Origin of the sequence: Cohnella zeiphila (genome assembly GCF_014212055.1) — a bacterium.
GTDB classification, from domain to species: Bacteria; Bacillota; Bacilli; order Paenibacillales; family Paenibacillaceae; genus Cohnella; species Cohnella zeiphila.
Genome location: NZ_JACJVO010000022.1, coordinates 20,427 through 45,990, shown reverse-complemented (window position 1 = coordinate 45,990; position 25,564 = coordinate 20,427). Strand labels below are relative to the sequence as shown.

At 60.8% G+C, this 25,564-nt stretch carries 30 protein-coding genes; all 30 read right to left on the bottom strand.

The genetic code is table 11. The annotated features are described in order from the left end of the window. Positions 1–28: 28 nt before the first annotated feature. On the bottom strand, positions 29–535 hold the full coding sequence (locus H7C18_RS18355; RefSeq protein WP_185130547.1) for an MltG/YceG/YrrL family protein: 507 nt from the start codon (positions 533–535) through the stop codon (positions 29–31). Beyond that, positions 528–1,136 (bottom strand): DUF6115 domain-containing protein, encoded by a 609-nt coding sequence (locus tag H7C18_RS18350; protein ID WP_185130546.1) that lies wholly within the window; start codon positions 1,134–1,136, stop codon positions 528–530. Before H7C18_RS18350 ends, H7C18_RS18355 begins: the two co-directional genes overlap by 8 nt. Before the next feature lie 30 nt (positions 1,137–1,166). Then, positions 1,167–1,487, bottom strand: coding sequence for a hypothetical protein (locus H7C18_RS18345; protein ID WP_185130545.1), 321 nt, complete (start codon positions 1,485–1,487; stop codon positions 1,167–1,169). Positions 1,488–1,514: 27 nt separating this feature from the next. After that, positions 1,515–2,927, bottom strand: a complete 1,413-nt coding sequence (locus H7C18_RS18340) for a DUF342 domain-containing protein (RefSeq protein WP_185130544.1) — start codon at positions 2,925–2,927, stop codon at positions 1,515–1,517. A 19-nt stretch (positions 2,928–2,946) separates the two neighbouring features. After that, positions 2,947–3,732 (bottom strand): FliA/WhiG family RNA polymerase sigma factor, encoded by a 786-nt coding sequence (locus H7C18_RS18335; protein ID WP_185130543.1) that lies wholly within the window; start codon positions 3,730–3,732, stop codon positions 2,947–2,949. Positions 3,733–3,748: 16 nt separating this feature from the next. Next, positions 3,749–4,156: a hypothetical protein gene (locus H7C18_RS18330; protein ID WP_185130542.1), complete on the bottom strand. Its 408-nt coding sequence runs from the start codon at positions 4,154–4,156 to the stop codon at positions 3,749–3,751. A gap of 1 nt (position 4,157) precedes the next feature. Further along, the gene (locus tag H7C18_RS18325; protein WP_185130541.1) at positions 4,158–4,652 is read right to left on the bottom strand and encodes a chemotaxis protein CheD; all 495 of its coding nucleotides are present in this window, start codon (positions 4,650–4,652) and stop codon (positions 4,158–4,160) included. After that, complete coding sequence (locus tag H7C18_RS18320; protein ID WP_202887155.1) at positions 4,649–5,236, bottom strand: chemotaxis protein CheC; 588 nt, start codon at positions 5,234–5,236, stop codon at positions 4,649–4,651. Before H7C18_RS18320 ends, H7C18_RS18325 begins: the two co-directional genes overlap by 4 nt. A gap of 36 nt (positions 5,237–5,272) precedes the next feature. After that, positions 5,273–5,734, bottom strand: a complete 462-nt coding sequence (locus H7C18_RS18315) for a chemotaxis protein CheW (protein WP_185130539.1) — start codon at positions 5,732–5,734, stop codon at positions 5,273–5,275. A gap of 29 nt (positions 5,735–5,763) precedes the next feature. Continuing rightward, positions 5,764–7,887, bottom strand: a complete 2,124-nt coding sequence (locus H7C18_RS18310) for a chemotaxis protein CheW (RefSeq protein WP_185130538.1) — start codon at positions 7,885–7,887, stop codon at positions 5,764–5,766. 39 nt (positions 7,888–7,926) lie between these two features. Next, on the bottom strand, positions 7,927–9,405 hold the full coding sequence (locus tag H7C18_RS18305) for a protein-glutamate methylesterase/protein-glutamine glutaminase (protein ID WP_185130537.1): 1,479 nt from the start codon (positions 9,403–9,405) through the stop codon (positions 7,927–7,929). A 74-nt stretch (positions 9,406–9,479) separates the two neighbouring features. Further along, positions 9,480–10,343 (bottom strand): MinD/ParA family protein, encoded by an 864-nt coding sequence (locus tag H7C18_RS18300; RefSeq protein WP_185130536.1) that lies wholly within the window; start codon positions 10,341–10,343, stop codon positions 9,480–9,482. Beyond that, positions 10,336–11,754, bottom strand: a complete 1,419-nt coding sequence (gene flhF / locus H7C18_RS18295) for a flagellar biosynthesis GTPase FlhF (RefSeq protein ID WP_185130535.1) — start codon at positions 11,752–11,754, stop codon at positions 10,336–10,338. Before flhF ends, H7C18_RS18300 begins: the two co-directional genes overlap by 8 nt. Then, positions 11,751–13,784, bottom strand: coding sequence for a flagellar biosynthesis protein FlhA (gene flhA / locus H7C18_RS18290; protein WP_185130534.1), 2,034 nt, complete (start codon positions 13,782–13,784; stop codon positions 11,751–11,753). Before flhA ends, flhF begins: the two co-directional genes overlap by 4 nt. A 66-nt stretch (positions 13,785–13,850) precedes the next feature. Further along, on the bottom strand, positions 13,851–14,921 hold the full coding sequence (flhB, locus tag H7C18_RS18285) for a flagellar biosynthesis protein FlhB (RefSeq protein ID WP_185130592.1): 1,071 nt from the start codon (positions 14,919–14,921) through the stop codon (positions 13,851–13,853). A gap of 63 nt (positions 14,922–14,984) precedes the next feature. Beyond that, positions 14,985–15,776, bottom strand: coding sequence for a flagellar biosynthetic protein FliR (fliR, locus tag H7C18_RS18280; RefSeq protein ID WP_185130533.1), 792 nt, complete (start codon positions 15,774–15,776; stop codon positions 14,985–14,987). A 6-nt stretch (positions 15,777–15,782) separates the two neighbouring features. Then, complete coding sequence (fliQ, locus tag H7C18_RS18275; protein ID WP_185130532.1) at positions 15,783–16,052, bottom strand: flagellar biosynthesis protein FliQ; 270 nt, start codon at positions 16,050–16,052, stop codon at positions 15,783–15,785. Positions 16,053–16,086: 34 nt separating this feature from the next. Then, the gene (fliP, locus tag H7C18_RS18270) at positions 16,087–16,833 is read right to left on the bottom strand and encodes a flagellar type III secretion system pore protein FliP (RefSeq protein ID WP_185130531.1); all 747 of its coding nucleotides are present in this window, start codon (positions 16,831–16,833) and stop codon (positions 16,087–16,089) included. Then, complete coding sequence (locus H7C18_RS18265) at positions 16,830–17,381, bottom strand: flagellar biosynthetic protein FliO (RefSeq protein ID WP_185130530.1); 552 nt, start codon at positions 17,379–17,381, stop codon at positions 16,830–16,832. The genes fliP and H7C18_RS18265 overlap by 4 nt, the downstream gene beginning before the upstream one ends. A gap of 21 nt (positions 17,382–17,402) precedes the next feature. After that, complete coding sequence (locus H7C18_RS18260) at positions 17,403–17,765, bottom strand: response regulator (RefSeq protein WP_185130529.1); 363 nt, start codon at positions 17,763–17,765, stop codon at positions 17,403–17,405. Positions 17,766–17,786: 21 nt separating this feature from the next. Beyond that, a complete protein-coding gene (gene fliY / locus H7C18_RS18255; protein ID WP_185130528.1) occupies positions 17,787–19,034 on the bottom strand; it encodes a flagellar motor switch phosphatase FliY in 1,248 nt (415 codons plus the stop codon). Then, positions 19,024–20,025, bottom strand: coding sequence for a flagellar motor switch protein FliM (fliM, locus tag H7C18_RS18250; RefSeq protein ID WP_185130527.1), 1,002 nt, complete (start codon positions 20,023–20,025; stop codon positions 19,024–19,026). The genes fliY and fliM overlap by 11 nt, the downstream gene beginning before the upstream one ends. A 45-nt stretch (positions 20,026–20,070) precedes the next feature. Further along, a complete protein-coding gene (locus tag H7C18_RS18245; RefSeq protein WP_185130526.1) occupies positions 20,071–20,553 on the bottom strand; it encodes a flagellar basal body-associated FliL family protein in 483 nt (160 codons plus the stop codon). Next, the gene (locus H7C18_RS18240; protein ID WP_185130525.1) at positions 20,550–20,783 is read right to left on the bottom strand and encodes a flagellar FlbD family protein; all 234 of its coding nucleotides are present in this window, start codon (positions 20,781–20,783) and stop codon (positions 20,550–20,552) included. Before H7C18_RS18240 ends, H7C18_RS18245 begins: the two co-directional genes overlap by 4 nt. Before the next feature lie 57 nt (positions 20,784–20,840). Next, positions 20,841–21,662: a flagellar basal body rod protein FlgG gene (gene flgG / locus H7C18_RS18235; protein ID WP_185130524.1), complete on the bottom strand. Its 822-nt coding sequence runs from the start codon at positions 21,660–21,662 to the stop codon at positions 20,841–20,843. A gap of 114 nt (positions 21,663–21,776) precedes the next feature. After that, positions 21,777–22,175 (bottom strand): TIGR02530 family flagellar biosynthesis protein, encoded by a 399-nt coding sequence (locus H7C18_RS18230; protein ID WP_185130523.1) that lies wholly within the window; start codon positions 22,173–22,175, stop codon positions 21,777–21,779. Continuing rightward, a complete protein-coding gene (locus tag H7C18_RS18225) occupies positions 22,168–22,632 on the bottom strand; it encodes a flagellar hook capping FlgD N-terminal domain-containing protein (RefSeq protein ID WP_185130522.1) in 465 nt (154 codons plus the stop codon). Before H7C18_RS18225 ends, H7C18_RS18230 begins: the two co-directional genes overlap by 8 nt. 28 nt (positions 22,633–22,660) lie before the next feature. Continuing rightward, positions 22,661–24,103, bottom strand: a complete 1,443-nt coding sequence (locus H7C18_RS18220; protein ID WP_185130521.1) for a flagellar hook-length control protein FliK — start codon at positions 24,101–24,103, stop codon at positions 22,661–22,663. A gap of 46 nt (positions 24,104–24,149) precedes the next feature. After that, a complete protein-coding gene (locus H7C18_RS18215; protein ID WP_185130520.1) occupies positions 24,150–25,061 on the bottom strand; it encodes a MotE family protein in 912 nt (303 codons plus the stop codon). A 54-nt stretch (positions 25,062–25,115) separates the two neighbouring features. Next, positions 25,116–25,562 (bottom strand): flagellar export protein FliJ, encoded by a 447-nt coding sequence (fliJ, locus tag H7C18_RS18210; protein WP_185130519.1) that lies wholly within the window; start codon positions 25,560–25,562, stop codon positions 25,116–25,118. Between the last annotated feature and the right edge of the window lie 2 nt (positions 25,563–25,564).

The window sequence follows — 25,564 nt, the reverse complement described above, 5'->3', positions numbered from 1 at the left end:
GAATCTTTGCACGCAATGGCCTAACCTTTCAATTTTTGGCACGGGTGAGCTCGGCGACGATCTCCTCGGGCGTCGGCTTGCCGGAGAACCGGCACAGACCGACCCGAATTTTGCCGCCGGACGGCTTCGCCAGCTTGATAAACGCGTCTTTGTCGTCGATCAATTCCATCGCCAGCAGCGCGCTTGCAACCTCCTGAAGCGAGGCTCCGGGAGGCACGTAATAATCGAGTTCCTTCGTCATGCCGTCGCCTTCGGCCTCGCCGGAAGATAAGGGTGCCGGCGAGTCGGCCGCCTCCTTCTTCGCCTGCGCGACCGCAGCGTCCAGCTGTTCCTTCGTATACGTCTCACCGTCGTCCCGAACGAGCTTGTAGCCTTTGGCGCCGGCTTCCTTCTCCAGCTCTTCGCGGCTAAACGGCTCGTTCGGCAGCTGCACGGATTGCGGCGCCGATCGCGCCACGTCCATCAGCTGCAGCATCGAAGCCCCAAGCATCAGCCCGAGGCCGAGGCCGATCAGCCAGCCTCTTCGTTTACGCACGCTGTCCGACCTCCCGTTTCGCAAGCTGCAAGATGAGCTGAACCTCGCCTTTGTTCAAATGCAGCGCCTTGGCGATCTGCTCGATCGAGCGTCCGCGTTCGTACAGGGAGATCAGCTCGGCATAGCGGCCGCGAATCGTGGATGCGGCGCTCCCTTGTTCGCCGTCCGCCGCCGCATCGGAAAGCGCCGGCTCCGCCGCCGGCAAGTCGACGGCGGCATTCGGGCGGCTCGCGATCGCGGCCGCCGAATCGGCAATATCCGAGCGCTCGGCCGGAATCGCCGCGCTTCCGACGGAAGCCGGGGCTTCCGCGGCCTGCCGCGGAGAAGCATCGGCCGCCTTCCAGTCGGACATTTGGCGTTCCAGCTCCCGAATGCGGCGCCCGAGCCGGTCTACGGTCTCGTCCTGCTCCCGCTTGAATTTGACGACCGCGTCGACGAGCTCCCGATTTTCCGTCTCGAGATCTTCCAGCAGCCGGTCGTACGCCTCCTCGTTCGCGGCCGTGCCGGATGCCGTCTCCGTCTTCGCGTTGCCCGCCGGAAGCAGCCACCCGTAGCCGGCGATAGCCGCTCCCGTCAATACAATGGCCACCCAAGGCTCCATCTCATGCGCCACCTTTCCTTGGGCCGATTGCTATAACGAAATATCGAGATGCTTCCCTTTATACGGATGAGCCGGCATTCCGCCGGTATCCGTCTCCTTGCCTTCGTCTTCCTGCCTCTTGCGCGTATCGGGATCCTTGCGTCTGTCTCTCGGCTCTTTGTCGGAAATCGTTCGCCCGCCCGCGTTCTCGAGCTTGGCGTTGCTCCTCGCCCGGTGCTCCGCTTGCTTCATCGCTTGCTGGCCGAGCGCCGCCTGTTCCATCGCGGACCTCGTCTGCTGCTGCTGCTGCATCGGGGAGAGCTCCACCGTTCGCGGCAGCGACGTCTGCAAATCGATCGGCTTGTAGCTCATACGGGATCTCACCCGCCTTCGGTCGGATTAGACGTACGGTACGATAACGATCTCCCCGTCGGAGAACCGGAAGGACGCCCGCTGCACGCTGTCCTTGATAAACCGGGTATAGCGGCCGATGACGATCTTGGTCCCTCCGAAAATGGTGTTCATGACGTCGACGCGGGACGCCTCCGTATCTTCGAGCGACTTCTCGATCTCCAGCATGCTCGTCTTGGCGTCTTGAAGCTCATCCGCCGTCTGGCGCCGCGTCGCGGTCAGCTTGATGCGCATCGCCAGCTTGTCCGTCGAGAGCTGGCCGCTGGCCGCCAGCTGGTTCAGCATGACCAACGCCTTGTCCGTCTTGTCCAGGCTCTCGCTCAGGGAGCGAATCTGCGAACGCAATTCGCCCAGCTCCTGACGAAGCTCCGGTCGAACGCCGACCTCGATCGCGGTGGCCGTCGACATCGCGTTGCCGATCATTCTCGCGGCGACACGGTCTCCCGCCTGCAGCAAGCCGCCGACGATCAGCCCCTTGGAGCCGATGCACAGGATGTTGCGGGCGGCCCGGACGTTGGAATGCATGATGCTCTGCCCGACGATGACGTCTTCGGCGGCTTGCACGTTGCCTTCCTGGATGAAGGAGCACTTGACGCTGCCGCCCGCCTTGACCAGCCCTTTATTGCTGCCGATGATGCCGCCGGAGATCTCGATCGAGCCGTCCGATTCGACCTCGGCTCCTTCGATTCCCCCGGTGACGCGGATATCGCCGGACGCGCGCACCTTGAAGCCGGTCAGCACGTTGCCCCGAATGACGACGGTGCCGACGAAGTCGATGTTCCCTACATTATAATCAACGTCTCCGTTCACTTCGTAAACGGGAAAGACGTTCAGCTTCTCTTTGTCCGTTCGCGTGACCAATCCGTCCATAGCCGCGTACATGCCGGTTTTCTCCGCATTGACGACGACGTTTTTGCCGACTTTGAACGGAACGTCTTTGCCGGTTTTCGCTTTGACGATGCCGCCGCTTACGTCCTTGCCGTCGATCCCGTCCTCCGGAGGAATCCGCTTGGCGATCAGCTGGCCCGCTTTGACGTTGGCCAGTTGGATGACTTCCCGATAATCGACGCTTCCGTCGTCGCGCTCGGACGGCCTGCGATTCTCGCCGTCCTGCTCGAAGAGCACGCTAATGGCGCCGTCGCGGCCATTGCTCGGCGGCAGCCCGACGGCGACGACGGTTTGCGAGAAATAGTAGTCCTGGGGACGGGAGACCAGCTTCTGCAGCATCTCGGACTGAATGCCGAAATGAACGCCGTTCGCATTCAAAAACCGTTCGAGCTCCGGCACGTTCAGGCGCAAATCGCCTTCCACGCGCTTGAAGCTCAAATACGCTTCCATCTTGTCGTCCGACAGCGTAACCTGCATCGCCTCGCTCCAATTGGGCCCGGACTCGCTTCCCATCCTACGCACCTCCACTCGGTCACTTCTGTAACAATTGGTCTTTTTGTTTGCTGAGTGCCGCCCGAAGCCGAAGGATGGCTTTGGAGTGTAATTGCGAGATGCGGGAAGGCGACAGCGACATCACTTCAGCGATTTCACTTAGCGAAAGATCTTCATAGTAGAAGAGAGACACGACGGTTCTCTCCTTCGGCGTCAGCCGCTCGATTCCGAGGGCGAGCGCTTCTTTCAAATACGTGTCGTGAACGGTGGACTCGGGATTGATCGCTTTGTCGTCGACGAGCAGCGACAGTCGGGTCTCCGACTCTTCCTCGCGGATCGGGTCCTCCAGCGAGCAAAGCGTCGTCACCGCCACTTCCTGAAGCATCTGCTGAAATTCCTTGACGGATATGTTCAAATAGTCGCTTACTTCCTCGTCGGTGGCCGAACGAAGATTGCGCTGTTCCAGCGCGGTGTAAGCATCCTCCATTTTTTTCGCTTTGTCGCGGACGGACCTCGGGACCCAATCTCCCTGCCGGAGGCCGTCGATGATCGAACCGCGAATGCGCCAAGACGCGTACGTCTCGAACTGCAAGCCGCGCTCGTAATCGAACTTCTCGATCGCGTCGATCAGCCCCATCGCCCCGCTGCTCGCCAGCTCGTCCTTCGTCACGTTTTTGGGCAGTCCCACGGCCATGCGGCTCGACACAAAGTCCACCAACGGCAAATAATGTTCGATCAATTGCTTTCTCGCGTCCAGATCCCCGTCTTCCTTCCATCGCTTCCAATAGTGCCGATGGGACGTCTTGGAACGGTTATGATCGATCATCTTTGCTTCACCATCCTTATTCGTTGGTCATTCGGCGAACCGCTTGAACCATATCTTCGGTCTTGGGCTGGTCCAGCGAGACCAATTTGGCGGGATTCAGCGGCTGGAAGCCGGCGATCGGCTTGTCTTTGCCGTCTGCCCATTGTTCCTTCATCAATTCGGCAAGCCCGTCGTCATCCGGCGTTACCATATCGAGGGTCTGGCCTCTATCCTCGCTTGCGGACGTCACGGCCGGCGTCGGCGCCGGTCTCAGCAGGATGCCGAGAACGAGCCGCACGATCAGCGCCAGCGCCGCGAACGCCAGAAACGCATAAACGCTGCGAAGCAGCGTCGTGCCGATCTTGTTGTGGGAAATCGAGAAGAGGAAGGTCAAGGCGGCGCCGAAAACGCCGAACCAGACCGTTAAGCGCCAGGAACCTTTCATCTCAAATCTCCTTTACTCCGTACTGCACGCTGCGGATCGTGAAAACGCCGCTTCGGCTGTCGAGCTCGACCGTCCGGCCGTAATGCCCGCCGGTATCCTCGGCGATAAGCGGAATGCCCAGCCGTTCCAGCTCGCGCTTCGCGGACTCGACGTTGCGGGGCCCGATCCGCATGCTGTCGCCCGCCCCGGCGAAGGCGAACATCTGCGCTCCGCCGGCTATTTTCGCGACCAGCCGGCGCCGCTCCGCTCCGAGCCGGAGCACCCGTTCCAGCAGCTCGGACACGGCCGTGTCCGCATACTTGGCTGCGTTGATCAGTCCTTCCCTCGCGATCTCCGAAGAAGGAAGCATAATGTGGGCCATGCCGGCCGCCTGCCGCTGCGCGTCGAACAGCGTAAGCCCGACGCAGGAGCCGAGCCCGGACGTCTTCAGCAAGGCGCCGTCCGCGGCCGCGTTCAGATCGGCCATGCCGACTTTGACGATCGCCGCGTTCGTCATTCAAGCGGCACTCCCAGGGACAGGAACAATTTCTCGAACGAGTCGGGATCGGGAATAAAGAAGAAATGCCCTTCCGCCTCTTGCCGGCCTTTCAGAAACGTCGTATCGATCAACAGAGCGTCGTCCCCCATCGTACCGAATTGAAGCAAGCCGTAGCTGAGGATGGCGCCCGCCATATCCACCGCGATCGACGGTACGGACGGCGTCAGCGAAAGCCCCGTCAAATCCGCAAGCGAAGACAAGTAGGAGCCCGCGAGGATGTTGCCGATCTCGCACAGCGCGGACAGCTCCAGCTCGGAGTAGTCGTCGCCGTCGGCCGACTCGAGCCCGACCAGCTCTTGCAGCAGCCGGCGCGCCTGGCTCCGGCTCATCAGAAAAAACATGTTGCCGGGAGCGGCGCCGTCGACCCGCAGGAAGATGGAGACGACCACTTCCTCCAAGCCGCCGACCCGGTCGGCGATCGATTCGAACGGGACGAAGCTCACCGTCGGCACCGCCATGTCGATCGGCTTGTCCAGCAGGCGGGACAGGGCGGTGGCGGCGTGGCCCGCTCCGATGTTGCCGACTTCCCGCAGGACGTCCATTTTGAAATCGGGATTATGGCTGAACAATTTCACGGCCTATTCCCCAAGCTGTTCGAGCTGAATGATCTCGGAGCGGTTCAATACTTCCGACAGGTTCATCAGGATGAGCAGGCGGTTGTCTCCGAACTTGGCGACGCCGCTCAAGTATTTGGCTTTGATGCCGCCCACCACCTCCGGCGGAACGTCGATCGCGTCGCTCATGATGTCGACGACGTCGTTGGCGGAGTCCACGATAAAGCCGACCTCCATCTCGTTCGCCGCGACGATGATGATCCGGGAGTTCTCGCTAGCTTCCGTTTCCGGCAGTCCGAACCGTCCCCGCAGGTCGATGACGGGAATGACGACGCCCCGCAGATTGATAACCCCTTTGACGAAGGCGGGCGTCTTCGGGACCCGCGTGATCGGCATCATTCTCTCGATCGTGCGGACTTTGTCCACTTCGATGCCGTACTCCTCTTGACCCAGCGTAAAGACGATGACCTTCAGTTCCTCTGCCATGGGAACCCTCCTCGAATGATCAGGATTTGTTATTTGATGAGCGCATTCGGATCAACGATCAGAGCCACTTGCCCGTCGCCGAGGATGGTCGCCCCCGACACCAGCCGCTGTCCGGCCAGATACTTGCCCAGCGTCTTGAGGACGATCTCGCTCTGCGAGATGAAGGCGTCGACGAGAACGGCCGCCAGCTTGTCGCCCTTGCGGATCACGATCATCTCCGTCTCTTCCTCGTCCTCGTCCCGGAAGTCGGGACAGTCGAGAACGCGGGCCAGCGACAGCACCGGAATGATCGAATTGCGGTATTCGATCACCTGGCTGCCGTGCACCTCGCGGATGTCCGCTCGCCGAATGGCCGCCGTCTCCACGATCGAACTCAGCGGAATCGCGTATTTCTCCGATCCCAGCTTCACGAGCATCGCGGAGATGATGGACAGCGTCAGCGGCAGCTGAATCGAGAACTTCGAGCCGCGGCCGAAATTCGACGTCACTTCCACGCTGCCGCCGAGCGATTCGATCTTCGTCTTGACGACGTCAAGGCCGACGCCGCGCCCGGAGATATCGGAGATTTTGTCCGCGGTGCTGAAGCCCGGAGCAAAGATCAGCATATTGATCTGGTCCGGCGTCAGCTTCTTCGCTTCTTCCGGCGTGATGACGCCGCGCTTGATCGCGATCTCGGTCACCTTCGGCCCGTTGATGCCGAGCCCGTCGTCTTCGATCTCGATAAAAACGTGGTTGCCGCTATGAAAGGCCCGCAGATGAACGGTGCCGGTCTCCGGCTTGCCCGCCGCCGCCCGCGCGGCCGGCAGTTCGATGCCGTGGTCGACGGAGTTGCGGATCAGGTGAACGAGCGGATCGCCGATCTCGTCGATCACCGTCCGGTCCAGTTCCGTCTCCGCGCCGGTAATGACGAGGTCCAGCTTCTTGTCCAGCGACTTGGCGAGGTCCCGGACCATCCGCGGAAACCGGTTGAAGACACTCTCCACCGGCACCATCCTCAGCTTCAGCACGATATTTTGCAGATCGCTGCTTACCCTGGCCATATGCTCGACGGTCTCCGTCAGATCGTTGCGCCGCACTTCGCTCGCCAGCTGTTCCAGCCGCACGCGGTCGATGAGCAGCTCGCTGAACAAGTTCATCAGCGAATCGAGCCGGTCGATATCGACGCGGATCGTTCGCCCGGCGCCGCCGCCGGCAGGAGGCGCGCTGCGCGGCGCAGCCGGCGCGGCCGGGGCGGCCGGGGCGGCCGGGGCGGCCGGGGCGGCTGACGCTTCCGGGGCCGCCCCCGCTTCGGGCTTGGCCGGAGCAGCCACGGCCGCCGCGGTCTCCCGAACGGCTGCGTAGCTCGCCGCGGCCTGCTCCTTCGACTGGTCCAGCTCCGCCAGCGAAGAACGGTCAACCGGCAGTACCGTGACCGACTCGATCTCCGAAACTTTGAGGATCATCGACTGCAGCTCTTCCAGCGTCAACTGGCAGATATAATAGACGGAGAAAACTTTCTCGAACTTGTCCTGCTCGATGTCCTGAACGGAAGGATGAGACTTGACGACATCCCCGTTCTTCTCCAGCAGGTCGAACACCATATAGGCGCGAACCGCCTTGAGCACGCAGTCGTCGCGCACGGCGACCTGAATGTGGTAGGCTTTCATGCCGCTGTCGATCGACTGTTCCAGCACCGACAGCTGGAATTGGTCGAGCAGCATCTCCGTCGCGACGAGCGGCGCATCCGAATCGGCGGAAGCCGCTGCCCCCGCAGGAGACGCGGAGGCGCCGAAATCGCCGCGAACGATCGCCTGAAGCTGGCCGACCAGCTCGGCGACGTCCGCCTTGCCGGTCCCGCCGCCCACGACGTCCTGCACCATTCCTTCGAGCGCGTCCAGGCATTTGAACAGCGTGTCGAAGATCGCGCTGTTCATCGCGAGCTTGCCGTTGCGGACGAGGTCCAGCACGTTCTCCATTTCGTGGGTGAGCGAGGCCAGATCCTCGAACCCCATCGTTGCGGACATCCCTTTGAGCGTGTGCGCGGAACGGAAGATGACTTGAACGATGCCGATGTCTTCGGGCGCTTGTTCCAGGCGCAGCATATTTTCGTTAAGCGACTGCAGGTGGTCGTTCGCTTCGTCGATAAAGATGGACATGTACTGATTCATTTCCACGGTACGGACACCTCCTGATGGGCTGTATTGCCTCGGTTCTTATCTCTTGCGGACGCTCACCTCGCGGACGAGCGCTTGGGCGATCTGCTGCAGAGGAACGACTTGCTTCGCCGCGCCCAGTTCCACGGCGGAACGCGGCATTCCGTACACGATGCAAGTGTCCTCGCTTTCCGCGATCGTCGACTCCGCTCCGTCATCGAGCAGAGCGCGCATCCCCTTCGCTCCGTCGCTTCCCATCCCGGTCATGAGGACGGCGTGGCGCTTCAATTCTCGGAAACCGATCAGCGATTCGAACAGCCGATCGACGGAAGGCCGATGGCCGCTTCGCGGCTCCTCGTCCGTCAGGACGATGCGGTACTCGCCCGACGGCGCCCCGGCCAGCGTCAAGTGCCGGCCGCCCGGTGCGATGTAGGCGGTGCCGCTGCGGACGATCTCTCCGTCCTGCGCCTCGCGCACCCGGATCCGGGCGAACGAGTCGAGCCGCTGCGCGAGCGAGTTCGTGAACTTCGGCGGCATGTGCTGCACGACCAGTATCGGCGCGGGAAAATCGGCCGGGATTCCCGTCAGCACTTCGTGCAGCGCGCGCGGCCCTCCCGTCGAGGTGCCGATGGCCACCAGATGCTCGAATGCGGTGCGCCCCGGCGTCTCTTCGCGGGGCTGCTCCGCCTCCGGCCCGGCGGCGGCCGCAGGCCGCTTCGCGGGCCGGGCCATGGGCGGCGCCGAAGCCGCAGGCACCGCCGGCGACGGAGGCGCGGCGTCGGCGCGCCGCCCGGTTTTGGCGGGCCCCGCCGTCGCCGGGCCCGCGGTCTCTCGGCCTGCCGGCTTCGCGGCGGGCCTGGGGTTCGGCTTCGGCGCACGCGGTGCCGAAGCGTCGGGCGCGGCCGCCGCCGGCTTCGCCAGGCGGCGGGGAGGCGCCTCGGGCGGCTCCGCCGCGGCCCGGGGCGACGAGGATGCCGCCGCCGGCGGCGTCTCTCGCCCGCTCGCGGTTTCGCCCGCCGCCGCCTCCACGATCGCGCTCGCCTTCGAGCCCATGCCCGGCGCCGCTTCCGCATGCGGATCCGGCACGAGAGCCGCATGCTCTTCCACGGCCGGCAGCCAGCGGAAATTGCCTTTGGCCGCCATCTCCGCAATCATATGGAGCAGCTCGCGGAGCTGCTCGCCCACGTTTCCGATCTCCTGCTTGACCGACCCGCCCGGCTTGCGGATGAAATCCACCGCGCCGTATTGAAGGGCGCGAATCGTATCGCGGGTACCGTTGTCCGTCACCGCCGACACCATGATGACCGGGGTCGGGCGCACCGACATGATTTTCTGCAGCGCCTCCAGCCCGTTCATCAAGGGCATTTCCAGGTCCATCGTGATGACGTCCGGCTCAAGCTCCAGCGCCCGCTCGACCGCTTCCTGCCCGTTGGCGGCGATGCCCGCTACCTCGAATTCGGGAGCCGTTGCGATGAAGTCGCTGAACACTTGCCGCATAAAAGGAGAATCGTCCACCACCAAAACCCGGTACCTCGCCATGCCGCCCTCCCCCTTTCACCGTTCTAAGATGTTTGATCCGGGCGCTCGCTTTCGCGGTGTCCGCCGACAGCCGCTTAGCTCCACAAGCGGCGCATGCGTTGAAGGAAAGATTTGACGCCGCCGGCTTCCGCTTCCTTCGGTTCCTCTAGAAAGCGGGAAACGATGCGTTCGATTCCGCGATAAGCCTGGCTGGACGGATACGCGACGGCCAACGCCGTCTGCCGCTTGACCGCCTTCGATACCGAAGCGTCCTCGGGCACGAAGCCGAGCAACGGGAGATCGAGGCCCAGATACTTGCCGGCGACCTGCCGGATGTTGTCCGCCGTCTGGTTGCCCTCACGTTCATCGCCGACCCGGTTGACGACCAGTCGGAAATCAACGTGATGGCCCATGCTTTTGACCATCTTGATCAGCGCGTAAGCGTCCGTGATCGACGTCGGCTCGGGCGTGGTGACGACGATCGTCTCCTGCGCGGCGGTGATGAACCGCACCGTCTCCTTGGACAGACCCGCGCCCGTGTCGAACAGCAGAAAGTCGACATGGCCGTGCAGCTTGCCGATCTGGTCGGCGAAGTATTCCAGCTCCTCGTCGGACAGCCGGATCAGATCCTGGAAGCCCGAGCCTCCCGCGATGAACTTCAGTCCGCCCGGTCCCGTCTGGATAATGTCCCAGATCGTCTTTTCCCGTTTGAGCAGGTGGAAAAGATTGTACGGCGCCGGCGTCCCGAGCAGCACGTCGATGTTCGCCATGCCGATGTCGGCGTCGAACAGCAGGACGCTGTAGCCTCGGTTCTGAAGCGCCAACGCGAAGTTCAGGCTCAAATTGGACTTGCCGACGCCCCCTTTGCCGCTTGTAACCGTGACGATCCGGGTCGTCTTGGCCGGCTGCCGGTCCTGGGACAGCACCATATGCCGCAGCGCCTGCGCCTGATCATTCATGCCCCTTCCCTCCCAGCAAGCGGTCGATCAGGTCCTCCGGATCGAATGCCCGAATGTCGTCCGGAACGGTCTGGCCGGTCGTGACGTAGGAGATGGAATAGTCGAACTCCCGGACCAGGTTGACGATGGCGCCATAGGAATCGGTCTCGTCCATCTTCGTGAACAGCAGACGTTTGACGCCGTATTTCGCGAATTGACCGGCTACCGTTTTCATGTCCGCGTACTTGTGCGTCAGGCTGAGGACGAGCACGCTCTCGGCCCGCTCGCCCGGAGCCAGCAGGCTGTTCACTTCGGAGACGAACAGCTCGTTGCGGTAATTGCGGCCGGCGGTGTCCATCAGCAGCAAATCCCGATCCTCCAGCTTCTTGTAGGCGCGGCTCAGCTCGGACGGGGAAAAGACGACTTCCAGCGGAACGTTCAAAATGTCGGCGTATGTACGCAGTTGGTCGACCGCGGCGATCCGGTATGTATCGGCCGTAATGAAGCCGACCGACCGGCGGTGAACGAAAGCCTGGTCCGCCGCCAGTTTCGCGATCGTCGTCGTCTTCCCGACGCCCGTCGGGCCGACGAAGTTGACGATTCGCGTCGCGGGCGAAATGCCCTCCGCCGCCGATGGCCGCAGCCATTCCCGGAGCACCTCCCGCGCTTGCACGGCCGTCTCGGCGCCGTCCGGATCCGTCAGGTCTCCCAGACGGTCGCACACGCTCTCGGCGAATTGCTCGACGTAGACCGGTTCGACGCCTTGCTCGGCCAGCCGCCTGGCCGCGTTCATGACCGCCGGGGGAATGTGACGAAACGACATTTGCCGGTTCATCCGCAGCATCATTTCCTTCATCGACCGGATCTCGTTAAGAAGCGCGGCCGTCTCGTCTTCGGACTGTCCGGCGTTCGCCGCCGCCGGCGAGGATGCCGAGACCGCCTTTTCCGATAGTTCAACCTCCCGCGAAGTCTCCACCTTCTTCGGCTCGGCGACGGAAGACTCGGCGTCTTCCTTCTCTATCGGCGCCGCCGTCGCGCCGGCCGCCTGCGCGGACAAGCTCGCGAGAATCTCCCGCGCCGCTTCCGCCGCTTTCGGCGACGGAGGAATGGCCTCGCCCGCGCCGCCGCGGCCGTACTTCTCGCGTACCGCCGCGTGCGGAATCCACGTCTGCGCCGGGGCCGGTTCCGCTTCGGCCGTCAGAACCGCCGCCCGCTCGCGCGGCGGAGCCGGCCGCGGCGCTCGCGGCGCCGGCCTTCCGGCGGATTCGTCGACGGCCGCGATCACTTCCACCCGCTTCTTGCGGAACATGCCAAGAAATCCGCCCATGCGGATTTCCTTGGTATTCAGGATGACGGCGTCCGAACCGAGTTCGCTGCGGATCATCTGCACCGCTTCCGGCACGTCCTGGACTACGTATCGTTTGACCTTCATGCGTTCACCACCCCGACGCTTTGCACTTCAATATTCGGTTCCAGCTCGCTGTAGGAGATGACCGGTATGTCCTGCAGGGTACGCTCCAGCATCTGCCGCATGTACATGCGGATCGTCGGCGACGTCAGAATGATCGGCTGCTGTCCGAGCTGGGCGACCTTGTTGATCTGCTCGGAGAGCCGCTGGTAGATCTGCTGGGAGGAAGCCGGATCCATCGCCAGGTAGCTTCCCTGATCGGACTGCTGCACCGCTTCGGCGATTCTCTTCTCGACGTTCGGACTGACGGTAATGACTTTGAGCGGCTCGCTCGGGCTTGCAAACTGCTGCGTGATCTGCCGGGAGAGCGCCTGGCGGACATATTCGGTCAGAACGTCGGGATCTTTCGTGTACTTCCCGTAGTCGGCCAGCGTCTCGAAGATCGTGACCAGATCCCGAATCGAGATTTTCTCCTTCAGCAGCTTGGACAGCACTTTCTGAATATCCCCGATGCCGAGCGTACCCGGAACGAGCTCCTCGACCAGCGTCGCATAGCTTTCTTTCACGCTGTCGACAAGCGACTTCGTCTCTTGGCGTCCGATCAGCTCGTGCGCGTATTTCTTGATGATCTCGGTCAGATGGGTGGCGACGACCGAAGGCGGATCGACGACCGTGTAACCCGCCAGCTCCGCCCGTTCTTTGGTCGCTTCGTCGATCCAGAGGGCCGGAAGGCCGAAAGCTGGTTCTTTGGTCTCAATTCCGGTAACCGAATCGTCTTCGAAACCAGGACTCATGGCCAGGTAGTGATGTAACAACAATTCGCCACGTGCTACCAAATTCCCTTTTATTTTGATAATATATTCGTTCGGTTTTAGTTGAATATTGTCGCGAATTCGGATGACGGGGACAATTAGTCCCATTTCAAGCGCGCACTGACGGCGGATCATGATGATCCGGTCCAGCAGATCCCCGCCCTGCTGCGTATCCGCAAGCGGAATGAGACCGTAGCCGAATTCGAATTCGATCGGGTCGACCTGCAGCAGACTGATGACGCTCTCCGGACTGCGAACTTCTTCGATCTCCTTCTCTTCCACGAGCAAATCTTCTTCTTTCTGCTTGCGGCTCATGTTGCGCTGCAGCCAGTAGGCAGCGAATACGAGAAGCAGCGCGTATGGAATCGTGGCGAAAAAGCCGATCGGCGTCATGATGCCCATGAGGGCGATCGTGCCGGCGACGATATAGAGCAGCCGGGGATAGCGCAGAAGCTGCGCCGACAAGTCGTGGGCGAGGTTCCCTTCGGAAGCGGCACGGGTCACGATGATGCCGGTCGCGGTGCTGATCAGCAGCGCGGGAATCTGGCTGACAAGGCCGTCGCCGATCGACAGGATCGAGTACGTGTTGAGCGATTCGGTCAGCGATTTGCCGTGAATGGCCATCCCGATAATGAAGCCGCCGATCAAGTTGATCATAACGATGATGATGCTGGCGACCGCATCCCCTTTGACGAACTTGCTCGCGCCGTCCATCGCGCCGTAGAAATCGGCTTCCTTCTCGATTTTCTCCCGCCGCTCCTTCGCCTGCTGCTCGTTGATGAGGCCTGCGTTCAGGTCGGCGTCGATGCTCATCTGCTTGCCGGGCATCGCGTCGAGCGTAAACCGCGCGGCCACTTCCGAGACGCGCTCGGCGCCCTTGGTAATGACGATGAACTGCACGACGATCAAAATGAGGAACACGACGAAGCCGATCGCGAGCTGCCCTCCGGCGACGAAGTGACCGAACGTCGCCACGACGTTGCCCGCCTCTCCCTTGGACAAGATGAGCCGCGTGGTGGAAATGTTCAGCGACAGCCGGAACAGCGTCGTAATGAGCAGCAGCGTCGGAAAGATGGAAAAGTTCAGCGCGTCCGTCGTGTTCATCGAGATGAGCAGGATCATAAGCGCCGCCGAAATATTGATGATCAGCAGCACGTCCAGCAGTTGATGGGGAATTGGGAGTACCATCATCAGGACGATGCCGATGATGCCGATCAGTATGCTGATGTCCCGAGCTTTCACGGTGTATCCCCCTCATCTGTTATCGATATCTGTTCGCCGTTCCGCCGTAAATCCTCGCTGACGGATTCAGCGGCGTCCGCCTTTCAGCCGGTAAACGTAAGCGAGCACTTCCGCGACGGCCTGGAACAAGTCGGCCGGAATCGTCTCGCCGATCTCGGTCCGGTCGTACAGTGCCCGGGCGAGCGGTTTGTTCTCCATCGTAACGACGTTATTCGCTTTGGCGACTTCGCGAATGCGCAGCGCCAGGAAATCCTGTCCTTTCGCGACGACTCGAGGGGCGTCCATCTTGGAGCCGTCGTACTGCAGGGCGACCGCGAAGTGCGTCGGGTTCGTGATGATGACGTCGGCTTTCGGAACTTCCTGCATCATGCGCATGATCGCCATCCGCCGTTGACGTTCCCTAATTTTCGCTTTCACTTTCGGGTCGCCTTCGGCGTTTTTGTACTCGTCCTTGATGTCCTGCTTGCTCATGCGCAAGCTTTTCTCATAAGAGTACTTCTGATAGTAATAATCGCCGACCGCCATGGCGAACAGCAGCACGCCGACCAGCAGACTCACGCGAATGGTCAGATCCCCGGTAAAACTGAAGATGTCCTGGATCGGCACATGTGCCAGCGCCATCACCCGGTCCCGTTCCGACCAGAGAACGAAGTAGAGAACGAGGCTGACCGCAAGCAGCTTGAGCGTGCTCTTGAGCAGCTCGACCAGCGATCTGGAGCTGAACATTCGCTTGAATCCGTTAATCGGGTTGAGCGGTTGAAGCTTGAACTTGATCGGTTCGGTCGTGAACAGCCAGCCGAACTGGAAATAGTTCGCCGCGAAGGCGACGACGATCGCGGCGATGAAGATCGGCGACAGCACGATCAGCATCTGCATCGCGTACCGCCCGAACATCTCCGTAACGTTGCCGGAAGTGACGTCCATCGTCAACCGGTGCAGCAGAACGTCGGAGAACATCGCAACGATCCGGTTCCAGAAGAACGATCCGAGAAGCATGAACAAGCTGATGCAGACGACCAGCGCGATCGAGGTGACGATCTCCTGGCTGTGCGCGACTTGACCTTTCTTACGGGCTTCGTTCCGTTTCTTCGGCGTCGCCCGCTCCGTTTTCTCTCCCGCGAACAGCTGCAAATCCATCGCAAAGCGATAACGAGCCACCTTACGCTTGAAGCCTCCTTCCCCGCCGAGCGCTCATAGGCGCTAGGACGGTTCTTTCAATAGAACGAACAGCTTGTCGAGCGCGTCGAACAGATGATCGAACAGCATTTGGAAGATCGAGCCGAAGCCCGGCAGAAGCAAAATCAGAACGGCCATGCCGAGCAAGATCTTGATCGGGACCCCGATCACGAACACCTGGTACTGCGGAGCCGCCCGGGAGAGCAGCGCCAGACCGAGATCGGTCAGAAACATCGAGACGACGATCGGGGCGGATATTTGCAAGGCCAGCAGGAACGTATCCGCGAACGTTCTCACCAGAAACTCCGACACGCTGCCGTGGTAAAGCGTCTGAAAAAAATGATTGTTCAGCGGCAGCCATTCGTAGCTGTTCATGATGGCGGCGATTAAATAATGATGGCCGTTCACGGACAAGAAAACGAGAACCATGAGCATGTACTTCAGGTTGCCGAGAAGCGGAGCCGACGCGCCGGTCAGCGGGTCGACGACGTTGGCGATGCCGAAGCCCATCTGCATATCCATGTAAGCGCCGGCCACCTGCACGACCGCGAAGAACAGGGAAGCGACGAATCCGATCAGCAGCCCTGCGACTACTTCCTTCATGATCGATAGAATAAATTCGCCGTCCGCCGTGACCCGGTCGTCGAACCCGACGTTCAAAAACACGATGACCGATATGAAAAATGCCAGACCGATCTTGAACGTATTCGGAATCGTCTTCGTCGACAGCACCGGCGCTGCGACCATGAAGGCGGTGATGCGGCAGAACACAAGCAGAAATGCCGGAAACAGCTGCATGATTTGGTCAAGGCTCATCATCCGTTAACCGATGTAATTCGCCAGGTTCCCGAGAAGATGACTCGTAAAGTCGACCAGCACGCTTAAGATCCACGGCCCGAAAACGAGGATGGCCACGAACACGGCGACGATCTTCGGAATAAACGCCAGCGTCTGCTCGTGAATTTGCGTCGTCGCCTGGAAGATGCTGACGAGCAGCCCGACGATAAGGCCCAGCCCGAGCATCGGCGCGCTGACTTTAAGCACCGTGTACATGGCCTGGCCCGCCAGTCCGATAATAAATTCCGCACTCACGCGAATTCCCTCCCCATATCGATCGCTTTAAATCTTATGTCTGAAAACTCGTGAGCAGCGACTTGACGACCAGATACCACCCGTCCACCAGCACGAACAGCAAGATCTTGAACGGCAGCGAGATCATGACCGGCGGCAGCATCATCATCCCCATCGCCATCAGCGTGCTGGCTACGACCATGTCGATGACGAGAAACGGCACGAAGATCATAAAGCCCATCTGGAACGCGGTCTTCAGCTCGCTCATCGCGTAAGCGGGGACGAGTACGGTGATCGGAATGTCCTGATAGGTCTTGGGCTTGGCGGTCTTCGTGTAGTTCATAAACAGCAGCAGATCTTTCTCGCGGGTCTGCTTGTACATGAATTCTTTCATCGGAACGGCCGCCTTGGCCAGCGCGTCCGTCTGCGAGATTTGCCCTTTCAGATAGGGCTGCAACGCCTGATCGTTCACCTGCGACAGCGTCGGCGACATGATGAACAGCGTCATGAACAGCGCAAGGCCGATCAACACCTGGTTGGGCGGCATCTGCTGGGTGCCGAGCGAGGTCCGGACGAAGCCGAGCACGATGACGATCCGGGTAAAGCTGGTCATCAGTACGAGAATCGCCGGGGATATGCTGAGCACCGTAATCAGCAGCAGCAGAGACAGCGAGGAAGCGCCGATCGGGTCCTTGCCGTCTCCCATGCTGACGCTGATCGCCGGCTCGGCGAACGTCGTGCCGCCCCAAGCGAGCCAAAGCGATTGCAAAGCGATAAAGCTATAGACAAGCTTTCTTTTCATGGTTCATCCGTCCGATCTTCGGAACGGCTTCGGTCCAGCAGCTGCCCGACCTTCTCCCGCCGTTCCGACATCTGCCGCAAGCGGTTTTCCAGCGTCTGTTCGAAGCTCATCGACGGACCTTCGCTTTCGCCGGAGCCTCCGTCATTCGAAGCCGACGGTTGTCCGCGCTGCTTCAGCCTCTGCAGCCATGCGCCCACGGAGTTGTCGGGGACCGCATTGGCCGAGTCGTGTTCGGCCAACAGGGCGGCCACCTGCTCGGGATCGGTGATCGCCTCCAGCAGCGTGACGTTCTCGCCGACCCCGAGCACGTAAATCCGGCCGTTCCATTCTACGATCTGCATCGACTTGTTCGCTCCGACAGCCAGTCCGCCCAAGGAACGAAGCGAGCGGTTCATCCACCATCCGCGGTTCCGCTTGCCGATAAAGCGGAGCACGAACAGGATCAAGGCGACGACCAGTCCAAGGACAAGCAGGATTCGGATCATGTCCCAAGCGCTCCAGCCCGAATCGGGGAAAGGCTGTTCCCCGGCAAGCAATAATGATGGCATCACTTGAATTCCTTGCGCCCGTTAACCCAGCGTCTTCTTAATCGCCTCGATGACCCGGTCCGCTTGGAACGGCTTGACGATAAAATCTTTGGCTCCCGCTTGGATCGCGTCGATGACCATCGCCTGCTGGCCCATTGCGGAGCACATGATCACTTTGGCGTTCGTATCGAGCTTGCGGATTTCCTTGAGCGCCGCGATCCCGTCCATCTCCGGCATCGTGATGTCCATCGTGATCAGGTCCGGCTGCAGCTCCTTGTATTTCTCGATCGCCTGGGCGCCGTCTTGCGCTTCTCCTACGACTTCATAGCCGTTCTTCGTCAGAATGTCGCGAATCATCATTCTCATGAACGCCGCGTCGTCTACGATTAAAATCCGGTTTGCCATTTCTGGTTCCTCCCAGTGGTATTATTGAATTTTTTGGACTCGATCCCATTGGCTTACGATGTCCGTGACCCGCACGCCGAAATTTTCGTCGATGACGACGACCTCGCCTTTCGCAATCAGCTTGTTGTTCACCAAGATGTCGACGGGTTCGCCGGCCAGCTTGTCCAGCTCAATAATGGAACCTTGGGACAGTTCCAAAATTTCCTTGATCTGCTTCTTGGTGCGCCCGAGCTCGACCGTTACCTTGAGCGGAATGTCCAACAGCAAATTCAGGTTCGTCTCGTCCGCCTGGGCGAAGCCGCTTCCCCCGAAGCCCGAGAACTGCACGGGCTGCACGTTGACGTTCCGATTCGCGCCGACGCCGCCGAGCGTCTGCGGATGCGACGGATCCGGCTGCGGCGGATAAGGAGCCGCCGGATAGGCCGGATGCGGAGCCGCCGCCGCGGGCGGAGGCGCGTACTGCGGCGCGGATGCAGGCGGCGGGCTCGCCGGCGCGGGCGCCTGCGCCGCCGGGGCCGGCGTCGGAGCTGGGGCCGGCGACGTTGTCTGCGCCGGAGCCGGAGCCGGATCGGACGAGCCGATCAGCGACGAGACCAGATCCTTCGAGAATTGGACGGTCAAAAGCTGCATGATCGTCGAATCGATCAAGTCGCCGATCTTCAAACGGAACGAGACTTTGACGAATACGTTCTCCGACGGCAGGTTGGAGACGCCGGAGTTGCTTTTCACGTCCATGATGTCCACGCCCGGCGGCGAGATGTTGACGAAGCGGTTGAAGATCGTAGACATCGAGGTGGCCGACGATCCCATCATCTGGTTCATCGCTTCCTGAACGGCGCTGATATGAATCTCGTTCAGCTCTTCGCTGGTGACGTTGCCGGTGCCGCCAAGCATCAAGTCGGCGATAATCTGCGCATCATGGGATTTGATCACGAGCGAGTTGATGCCCTCGAATCCGTCTACATAGCGGACATGCACCGCGACATGGGGCTTCGGGAACTCGCTGACGAACTGATCCCGGGAGATCATCGACACTTGAGGCGTCGTAATGTCCACTTTCCGACCGAGCAGCGTCGACAACGCCGTCGCGGCGCTGCCGAACGTGATATTGCCGATCTCGCCGAGCGCGTCCTGCTCCATCGGCGTCAAATAATCGTCCACGGACAAGGCGCCTCCGCCTTCCGAGGCCGGGGGCGTGCTGTCTTCCCCGGCCGTCTGACGGAGCAGGGCGTCGATCTCTTCCTGAGACAAGTAGTCCTTACTCGTCATTGAACTCTTCCACTCCTTCGCTTACGATCTCGTGAATCTGCACGGCCATTCTGTCGCGCACGGTTCCCGGACTGCCGATATATTTCAGCTTGTCGCCGACCTTGATCTCCAGTCCCTCGTCGGTCGAACGGTTCAGCGCGATGACGTCCCCGACCGCCAGATTGAGGAACTCTTGCACGGAAATTCGGGAAGAACCGAGCTCGGCGACAATCGGAAGCTTCGCCTTGCTGACCCGCTGCTCCAGCTGAAGCACTTCGTCCGGCGCCCGGGTTTTCTTCTGCGAGACGAACCAGTGGTGGACGGACAGCTTCGACATGATCGGTTCGATGACGACGTGCGGAATACATAAGTTGATCATTCCGGTAGTGTCGCCGATCTTGGTGCTCAAGGAGATCAGGGCGATCGTCTCGTTCGGGGAGACGATCTGCATGAACTGCGGGTTCGTCTCCAGCGCTTCCAGCCGCGGCTCCACTTCGACGATCGTCCTCCAGGCTTCCTGAAGGGATTCGAGCGCCCGGCTGAAAATTTTCTCCATGATGATCGTCTCGATCTCCGTCAGGCTGCCGATCTTGGTCGGCGCGGAGCCCGCTCCCCCGAGCAGCCGGTCCAGCATCGCGAACGCGACGTTCGGGTGGACCTCGAGCACCATCCGTCCTTCCAGCGGTTCGGCCTCGAATATGTTGAGGATCGTCATCTTCGGAATGGATCGAATGAATTCGTCGTAGGGAAGCTGTTCGACCTGCACGACGCTGATCTGCACGAACGTCCGGAGCTGCGCCGAGAAGTAGGTCGTCAGGAATCGCGCGAAATTCTCGTGAATGCGGGTCAAGCTCCGAATATGGTCTTTGGAGAAGCGAACGGCCCGTTTGAAGTCGTAGGCGCGCACCTTCTTTTGCGCTTCTTCCTTCTTCAGCTCCTCCGCATCCATCTCGCCGGAGGACAGCGCCGCCAGGAGCGCGTCGATCTCGTTTTGCGAAAGAACGTCAACCAATCTTCTCACCCCTTTCCGAAGGCGTTCTATGAAGCATGCCGATTGCTAGATTTGAGTCATCATAAAATCCGTGATCTCGACCTTGGTCAGCTTCCCCTTGGTGAGGACGGGATTGATCGAATTGATGAGTTCGGCGCACAGCGCGTCCTTGCCTTGCGTGCCGCTGAGCTGATCGGGCTGAAGCACCCAGAGCGAGCGGTTGACGAGCGGCTTGATCTGCAAATCCTTGATTTTGTCGAATTCGGTTTTTGCCGCAGCGCTGTCGAATTGGAAGCTCAGGCTGAGCTTCACCACGTATTCGGTATCCGCGATGTTCGTCGCAATATCGTTCAATTCGGACGTGACCTTGATGATCTCATCCGCAGACATCGGTTTGGCCACAACGTCCTTGACGCTGTCTTGGGCTTGCTTAGCCGGATCGTTCGACTTGGTATCGCCGAATAGCGTAGACCAGGAATAAAGTCCGACGATGACGATCAGCGTTATCGCCAGAAGCAGCGAAACGAGCCAAGGTAACATTTTCTTCATGACGTTGCCCCCTCCGATTGGGTGTCTGGCGGAGCGGTGACTGCCGCCAACACGCCGATGCTGCGCAAATATTGCCGGATGGACCGGATCACATCCGAAGAATTTTCGAGCACTATGTATTTTTTTCCAGTCGTTAGCGTAATGATCGTGTCCGGCGTCTGTTCCACCGTCTCGATCAGCAAGGCGTTGATGTGCAAGGTCGTGCCGTTCAGGCGAGTCAAGCTAATCACTTCGGATCCCCCCGAACCGCCGGGGGAGGTTCATTCCCTCCCCTGACGGAACTTCAATTACCGCTTCAGATTGACGACTTCTTCGAGAATCGAGTCGGACGTCGTGATGATCCGCGAATTCGCCTGGAAGCCGCGCTGCGCCACGATCATGTCGGTGAACTCGTTCGTCAAGTCGACGTTGGACATTTCCAGCTGGCCGGCGATGACGGCGCCCCGGCCCGTGTCGCCTGCATTCGTCGTAATGTCCGTGATGGCGCCGGCGTCTGCGTACGGCGTCAGCTTGTACAGACTGTTGCCGACCTTCTCCAGACCGCCCGGATTGGTGACTTTGGCGATCCCGATCTGGTCAAGCTGCTCCGTCTCTCCGTCGGTATTCGTTGCCGTAATGAAGCCGTCTTGGCCGATGGAGAAAGAGGTATACGTTGTAGGATCAATCTGAATCGGACCGGCTGCACCGGCGCTCATGACGAACATTCCGTCTTCGTTAACCAGGTTGCCGTTCGGGTCAACGGTAAAGTTGCCGGCACGAGTCAAGTAAGCCGTTGCATCCGTTCCGTCCGTGCTGACCACGAAAAATCCGTCGCCGTCAATACGCAGGTCTGTCGGCACGTTCGTCGTTTGCGCGCTGCCCGGCGTATGAACCGTGTCGATCGACCCGATCGCGACGCCGAGTCCGATCTGCTTCGGATTGACGCCGCCGTTAACGCCGTCGACGGGAGCCGTGCCGCCGGCGACGGTCTGGCTCAGAATGTCCTTGAACATGACGCGGCCGGCTTTGAATCCGGCGGTATTCACGTTGGCGATATTGTTGCCGATCACGTCCAGCTTCGTTTGGAAGCCGCGCATGCCGGATACGCCGGAATACAAGGAACGCAACATCTGTCATCTACCTCCTCTGATTGTGAGAGGGAACCGCTTCGGTCGATCCGCGGTTCCGCGAGCCCCCTGACGAGGTCCGGCTCGTTATGACGTAACGCTAGGCGTTTCCGTTCTTTAACTTTCTCCGACGACGACCGCGCTGTCGATTTGCGTGAAGACGTGCTCCTGCATCGAAGCACCGTCCATCGCGGTGACGACCGTCCGGTTCGGAACGTTGACGATCATGGCGATGTCGCGATAAAGCACGAGCGAATCTTTGGCCCCTTTGGCGGCGGCTTGGTCCACCGCGCTGGAGATGCGGTCCAGCTGCTCGGGCTGAAGCTCGATTCCCCGCTGCTTCAATCGCTGCTGCGCATGCTGGCTGAACTTCAGCTCCGCGCGACCCAGCAACTGACGGAAGCTGACGGCGTTGTCCGCGGCCCCCGCTTGCGTCTGCGCGCGCTCGCGCGGCGTACCCTGGAGCGGTCCGATCCGGCCTGCGGCCAGTTGTCCGACCCGAACCGGGTCACTCACTTGCGTTCCCTCCCGTACCGTCGTCCGCGGCCGGAAGCGAGATCGAAGTGATGTCTTCCATTTTCACGTCCGAGTCGCCGACTTTGACATACTGCACGCCGTCGCGCAAAAACACGGAGCTAACCGTGCCGTTCTTGACCGCGGAGTTGCCCGAGCTGTCGGTCTCGGTCCATTGCACGTTCATGCCGAGCACCATCGCGGCCATTCCGGGCGCTTGACGCAGAGCGGTCATTTGGTTGGTCATGTTGAGCATCTGCTCAAGCGAAGAGAACTGCGCCATCTGCGCGATAAAATCTTTGTCTTCCATCGGCTGCATCGGATCCTGGTTCTGAAGCTGAGTGACGAGAATCTCGAGGAACTCGTCCTTTCCCAGCTCCGTCGAGCCGGTATTCGTCGCCTTCTGGGCATTCTGGCTCGAATAGTTCGGCCAGACGACCCCTGTGCCGGTAACGGCCATCGATTGATTCACCTCCTTGCAAGTTCGTTTAGGCGGTTACGTTCAACTCGCCTCCGTATCCGGCCTCCCGAAGCGCGGACGTTCTCTCCAGCTCCGCCTCGAACTCCGTCTGGTCCTCGAATCGGCTTCCTCCGCCGCCTCCGCCCGGCTCGCCGCCGTGCCGAGACCCGGAGTGCCGCTGCTCCTGTCCTTGGAACGCCGCGGACCCCGTCCATTCCTGCTGTTGGTACACATCCATGCGATCGACGTCGATTCCCTGATTTTGCAGCGCCGTCCGCAGAAGCCCCATCTGGTTCTCGAGCTGTTCCTTCGCCGAGCCGTTATGCGCGATGAACTGGGCGGTCATTTGCCCGTCCTGCATCACGATCCGCACGTCGACCTGGCCCAGCTGTTCCGGATGCAGGGTCAGCTTCGCTTCCGTTACCCCGTTGCCGCCGGAAAGTACGAATTGCCGCACCAGATAAGGTCCGACCTGCTGTGCGAACTGACGAACCGGCACGGGTTCCGGCAAGACTGCCGCAGGTGCCTGCTGCGCGCCGGCCGCCTGATGCGGTGCCGTCATCGTCCACGGAAGCGCCGCCGTATGGTCGCCCGCAGCCTGCGCGTCGTCCGCGCCGGCAACGGCTGCCGGCTCGGCCGCTTGCGCGTTTTCCGCCTGGGTCCAATGCCAATGGACGATCGGTTCCTTGAACGCCGCGACCGACGGACGCGTATCCGTCTGGACGACAGCGATCTCCGGTTGCTGCGAAGCATTACGGGACACTTGAAGCGGATTGGCCGCCTGATCTTGCGCGGCCTGAAGGGCGGTTGCCGCGGCGGCGTCGCCCTGCGATTGGGCGGTCTGCGCCAGTCCGCTTCCGTTCAGCCAAGCCAGCACCGCTTGAGCGGCGGCCGTCTGATCGTCCGTTGCGCCAGGTGCCGCGGCCAGTTGTTGCAGCGCCTGCTGCAGCGTCGGCAGAAGGGGAAGCAAAGCGGCCGGAAGCGGGCTTGCGGTCATAGCGACTGCGCCCGGAACGATGCCGGAAGAAGCCGTTCCGTCCGCGACGGAGCTCGTCGCATCCACGGGCTCAGACTGTGCGCCGGGCGGATCGTTCTGAGGCTGCAAGCCGGACAGAAGCTGTCCGAGCAGCGCCTGCAAGCCCGCCAGCAGCTGCGCCCAATCGTCGCTTGGCGTCGTCGCCGCGCCTTTGTCGTCTTGATTCGGCTGAAGCTGCTTCAGCAGGTTGCCGAGCAGGGACATTAGGACGCTGCCTGTTTGTCCGGCATCGGAATTGCCGCTTTGCGCGAGAAGCGACGCGAACGCGATCGGAAGCGTGAATCCTCCGCCGTTCGGCTGCTGCGGGTTCGTTCCTCCCAGCGCCTGCACGAGCGCTCCGGCGAAGCCCGTTCCTTTGGCGCCCGCCCCTGAGGCTGCCCCGTTGCTCCCTCCATTGACAGGTGCGGTCATCACCGGATTGATGGCCAGATTCATGTTTTTTCACCTCCTTTCGCATAGCGCTCATGCATCCGCAGCAGGCTTACGGATTGGCGGGAATCAGCTTGTCCAGCAGCTTGCCCGTCGCCTTCTTGTCCTCGTCCGACATGGCCGCCAGCACCTGGGAGCGCGACGAATCGTCCAGCGCTTCCAGAATCTTGATCGTTTTCGCCTGATCGCTCGACGCCATCTGAAGCAGCAGCGTCGCTGCCTTGGCCGGCTGCATGGACGTGAACGTCATCTTCAGCTGCGTCATATCAAGCGTCGAGGCGCCGTTTCCGAGCTGATCCTCCAGTTGCTTGATTCTGGCTTGCAAAGCGGCGATCTCCTGGTTCTGCACCGTATCGGCGTCTTTCAGACGCGTCGTCACGTCCGCCGCGACCGTCGGCGTCATTTTCTCGAGGATGCGTCCCCGCTCCGTGTCCGACATCGCGCCGAGCACAAGCGCCGCTTCCTCGACCGTCATTTTCTCGAAGATCGGGGCGGCTTTGCTTGGCGTCATCTTTCCGTACATGCTCGCCAGCGATTTGATTTTGTCGTCGTATTGCTGGGCGGTAATCGTTTTGTCCTCGATCTGCTTGTTCAGCGATGAGATTTGGTTTTTCAGGTCGTCGATCGTTTTTTGCTGTTCCGCCGTTTTGCCCTGCTCCTGCTGCAAAGCCGTCTGCTTCTCCAGCAGTTGGGCGTTAAGCTCATCCACCTTTTGGCGGGCATTGTCGACCGTAAGCTGCTGCCCGCCGTTTCCCGCTGCCTGGGACGGCTCCGCCGGATCGGGAATGACGGAGCTCAGCAGCGGAATTTTGTTGCCGATCTCCAGCGCCGAATGCCGCCAGTTCGAATTGAACAGCAGCATCAGCACGCCGAGCAAAACCGCGGTGAACAAGACGGGGGTCAGAAAAAAGAGGAACCGTTCGAAGCCGGAATAGCTGCTCTTCTCGACATTGGAACCCGACACGATATCCCCTCCTTCCGTTCTTTGATGTAATCTTGCCGGGTCAAGCGTTCTTGTTTATCGGCGCGCCGATGCAGCCGATCTCATGATCGCCATCTCGTCCAGTTCGTTCTGCTCGCGGGCGAGCGCCTCGCTGCGGAACTGCTCGTACGCCTTCTCTCTCGCCTTGAGCCACACTTTCTCGTCCACCATCTTGTCCGCAAGCTTCCGCTGCCGCAGCGCCGACAATTCTTCCGCCTTCCGCACTTCCGCCCGCTGATGCTTCATCCGCTGGTCGAGCCATTCGATCTCGCTCTGAAGCCGCTGAATTTCCGCCAGCGGCGTCGGGCGGAGCGTCTGCTCGGCAAGCCGCCGCATCGTCTCTTCCCGGTGCCTCCGAAGCTCCTCGAAGCGTTCCTCTTCGGTCCGCAGTTTGCCGAGGGCGGCGGCATACTCCCATTCCGCCATCGATTTCTCGCTGCCTTTCAAATCGACGACCTTTTGCAGAGGGTACTTGAACTTCACGG

Bases quoted from the DNA above. Each gene is read 5' to 3' on its own strand.
- flhB (WP_185130592.1), bottom strand. From the start codon at position 14,921: ATGGATTTGCAGCTGTTCGCGGGAGAGAAAACGGAGCGGGCGACGCCG.
- H7C18_RS18265 (WP_185130530.1), bottom strand. From the start codon at position 17,381: ATGCCATCATTATTGCTTGCCGGGGAACAGCCTTTCCCCGATTCGGGC.
- H7C18_RS18345 (WP_185130545.1), bottom strand. From the start codon at position 1,487: ATGAGCTACAAGCCGATCGATTTGCAGACGTCGCTGCCGCGAACGGTG.
- H7C18_RS18260 (WP_185130529.1), bottom strand. From the start codon at position 17,765: ATGGCAAACCGGATTTTAATCGTAGACGACGCGGCGTTCATGAGAATG.
- H7C18_RS18340 (WP_185130544.1), bottom strand. From the start codon at position 2,927: ATGGGAAGCGAGTCCGGGCCCAATTGGAGCGAGGCGATGCAGGTTACG.
- H7C18_RS18225 (WP_185130522.1), bottom strand. From the start codon at position 22,632: ATGGCCGTTACCGGCACAGGGGTCGTCTGGCCGAACTATTCGAGCCAG.
- H7C18_RS18335 (WP_185130543.1), bottom strand. From the start codon at position 3,732: ATGATCGATCATAACCGTTCCAAGACGTCCCATCGGCACTATTGGAAG.
- H7C18_RS18330 (WP_185130542.1), bottom strand. From the start codon at position 4,156: ATGAAAGGTTCCTGGCGCTTAACGGTCTGGTTCGGCGTTTTCGGCGCC.
- H7C18_RS18315 (WP_185130539.1), bottom strand. From the start codon at position 5,734: ATGGCAGAGGAACTGAAGGTCATCGTCTTTACGCTGGGTCAAGAGGAG.
- fliY (WP_185130528.1), bottom strand. From the start codon at position 19,034: ATGACGAGTAAGGACTACTTGTCTCAGGAAGAGATCGACGCCCTGCTC.
- flgG (WP_185130524.1), bottom strand. From the start codon at position 21,662: ATGTTGCGTTCCTTGTATTCCGGCGTATCCGGCATGCGCGGCTTCCAA.
- fliP (WP_185130531.1), bottom strand. From the start codon at position 16,833: ATGAAAAGAAAGCTTGTCTATAGCTTTATCGCTTTGCAATCGCTTTGG.
- H7C18_RS18305 (WP_185130537.1), bottom strand. From the start codon at position 9,405: ATGGCGAGGTACCGGGTTTTGGTGGTGGACGATTCTCCTTTTATGCGG.
- H7C18_RS18320 (WP_202887155.1), bottom strand. From the start codon at position 5,236: ATGGACGTCCTGCGGGAAGTCGGCAACATCGGAGCGGGCCACGCCGCC.
- fliR (WP_185130533.1), bottom strand. From the start codon at position 15,776: ATGAGCCTTGACCAAATCATGCAGCTGTTTCCGGCATTTCTGCTTGTG.
- H7C18_RS18245 (WP_185130526.1), bottom strand. From the start codon at position 20,553: ATGAAGAAAATGTTACCTTGGCTCGTTTCGCTGCTTCTGGCGATAACG.
- flhF (WP_185130535.1), bottom strand. From the start codon at position 11,754: ATGAAGGTCAAACGATACGTAGTCCAGGACGTGCCGGAAGCGGTGCAG.
- H7C18_RS18220 (WP_185130521.1), bottom strand. From the start codon at position 24,103: ATGAATCTGGCCATCAATCCGGTGATGACCGCACCTGTCAATGGAGGG.
- H7C18_RS18350 (WP_185130546.1), bottom strand. From the start codon at position 1,136: ATGGAGCCTTGGGTGGCCATTGTATTGACGGGAGCGGCTATCGCCGGC.
- H7C18_RS18300 (WP_185130536.1), bottom strand. From the start codon at position 10,343: ATGAATGATCAGGCGCAGGCGCTGCGGCATATGGTGCTGTCCCAGGAC.
- H7C18_RS18325 (WP_185130541.1), bottom strand. From the start codon at position 4,652: ATGACGAACGCGGCGATCGTCAAAGTCGGCATGGCCGATCTGAACGCG.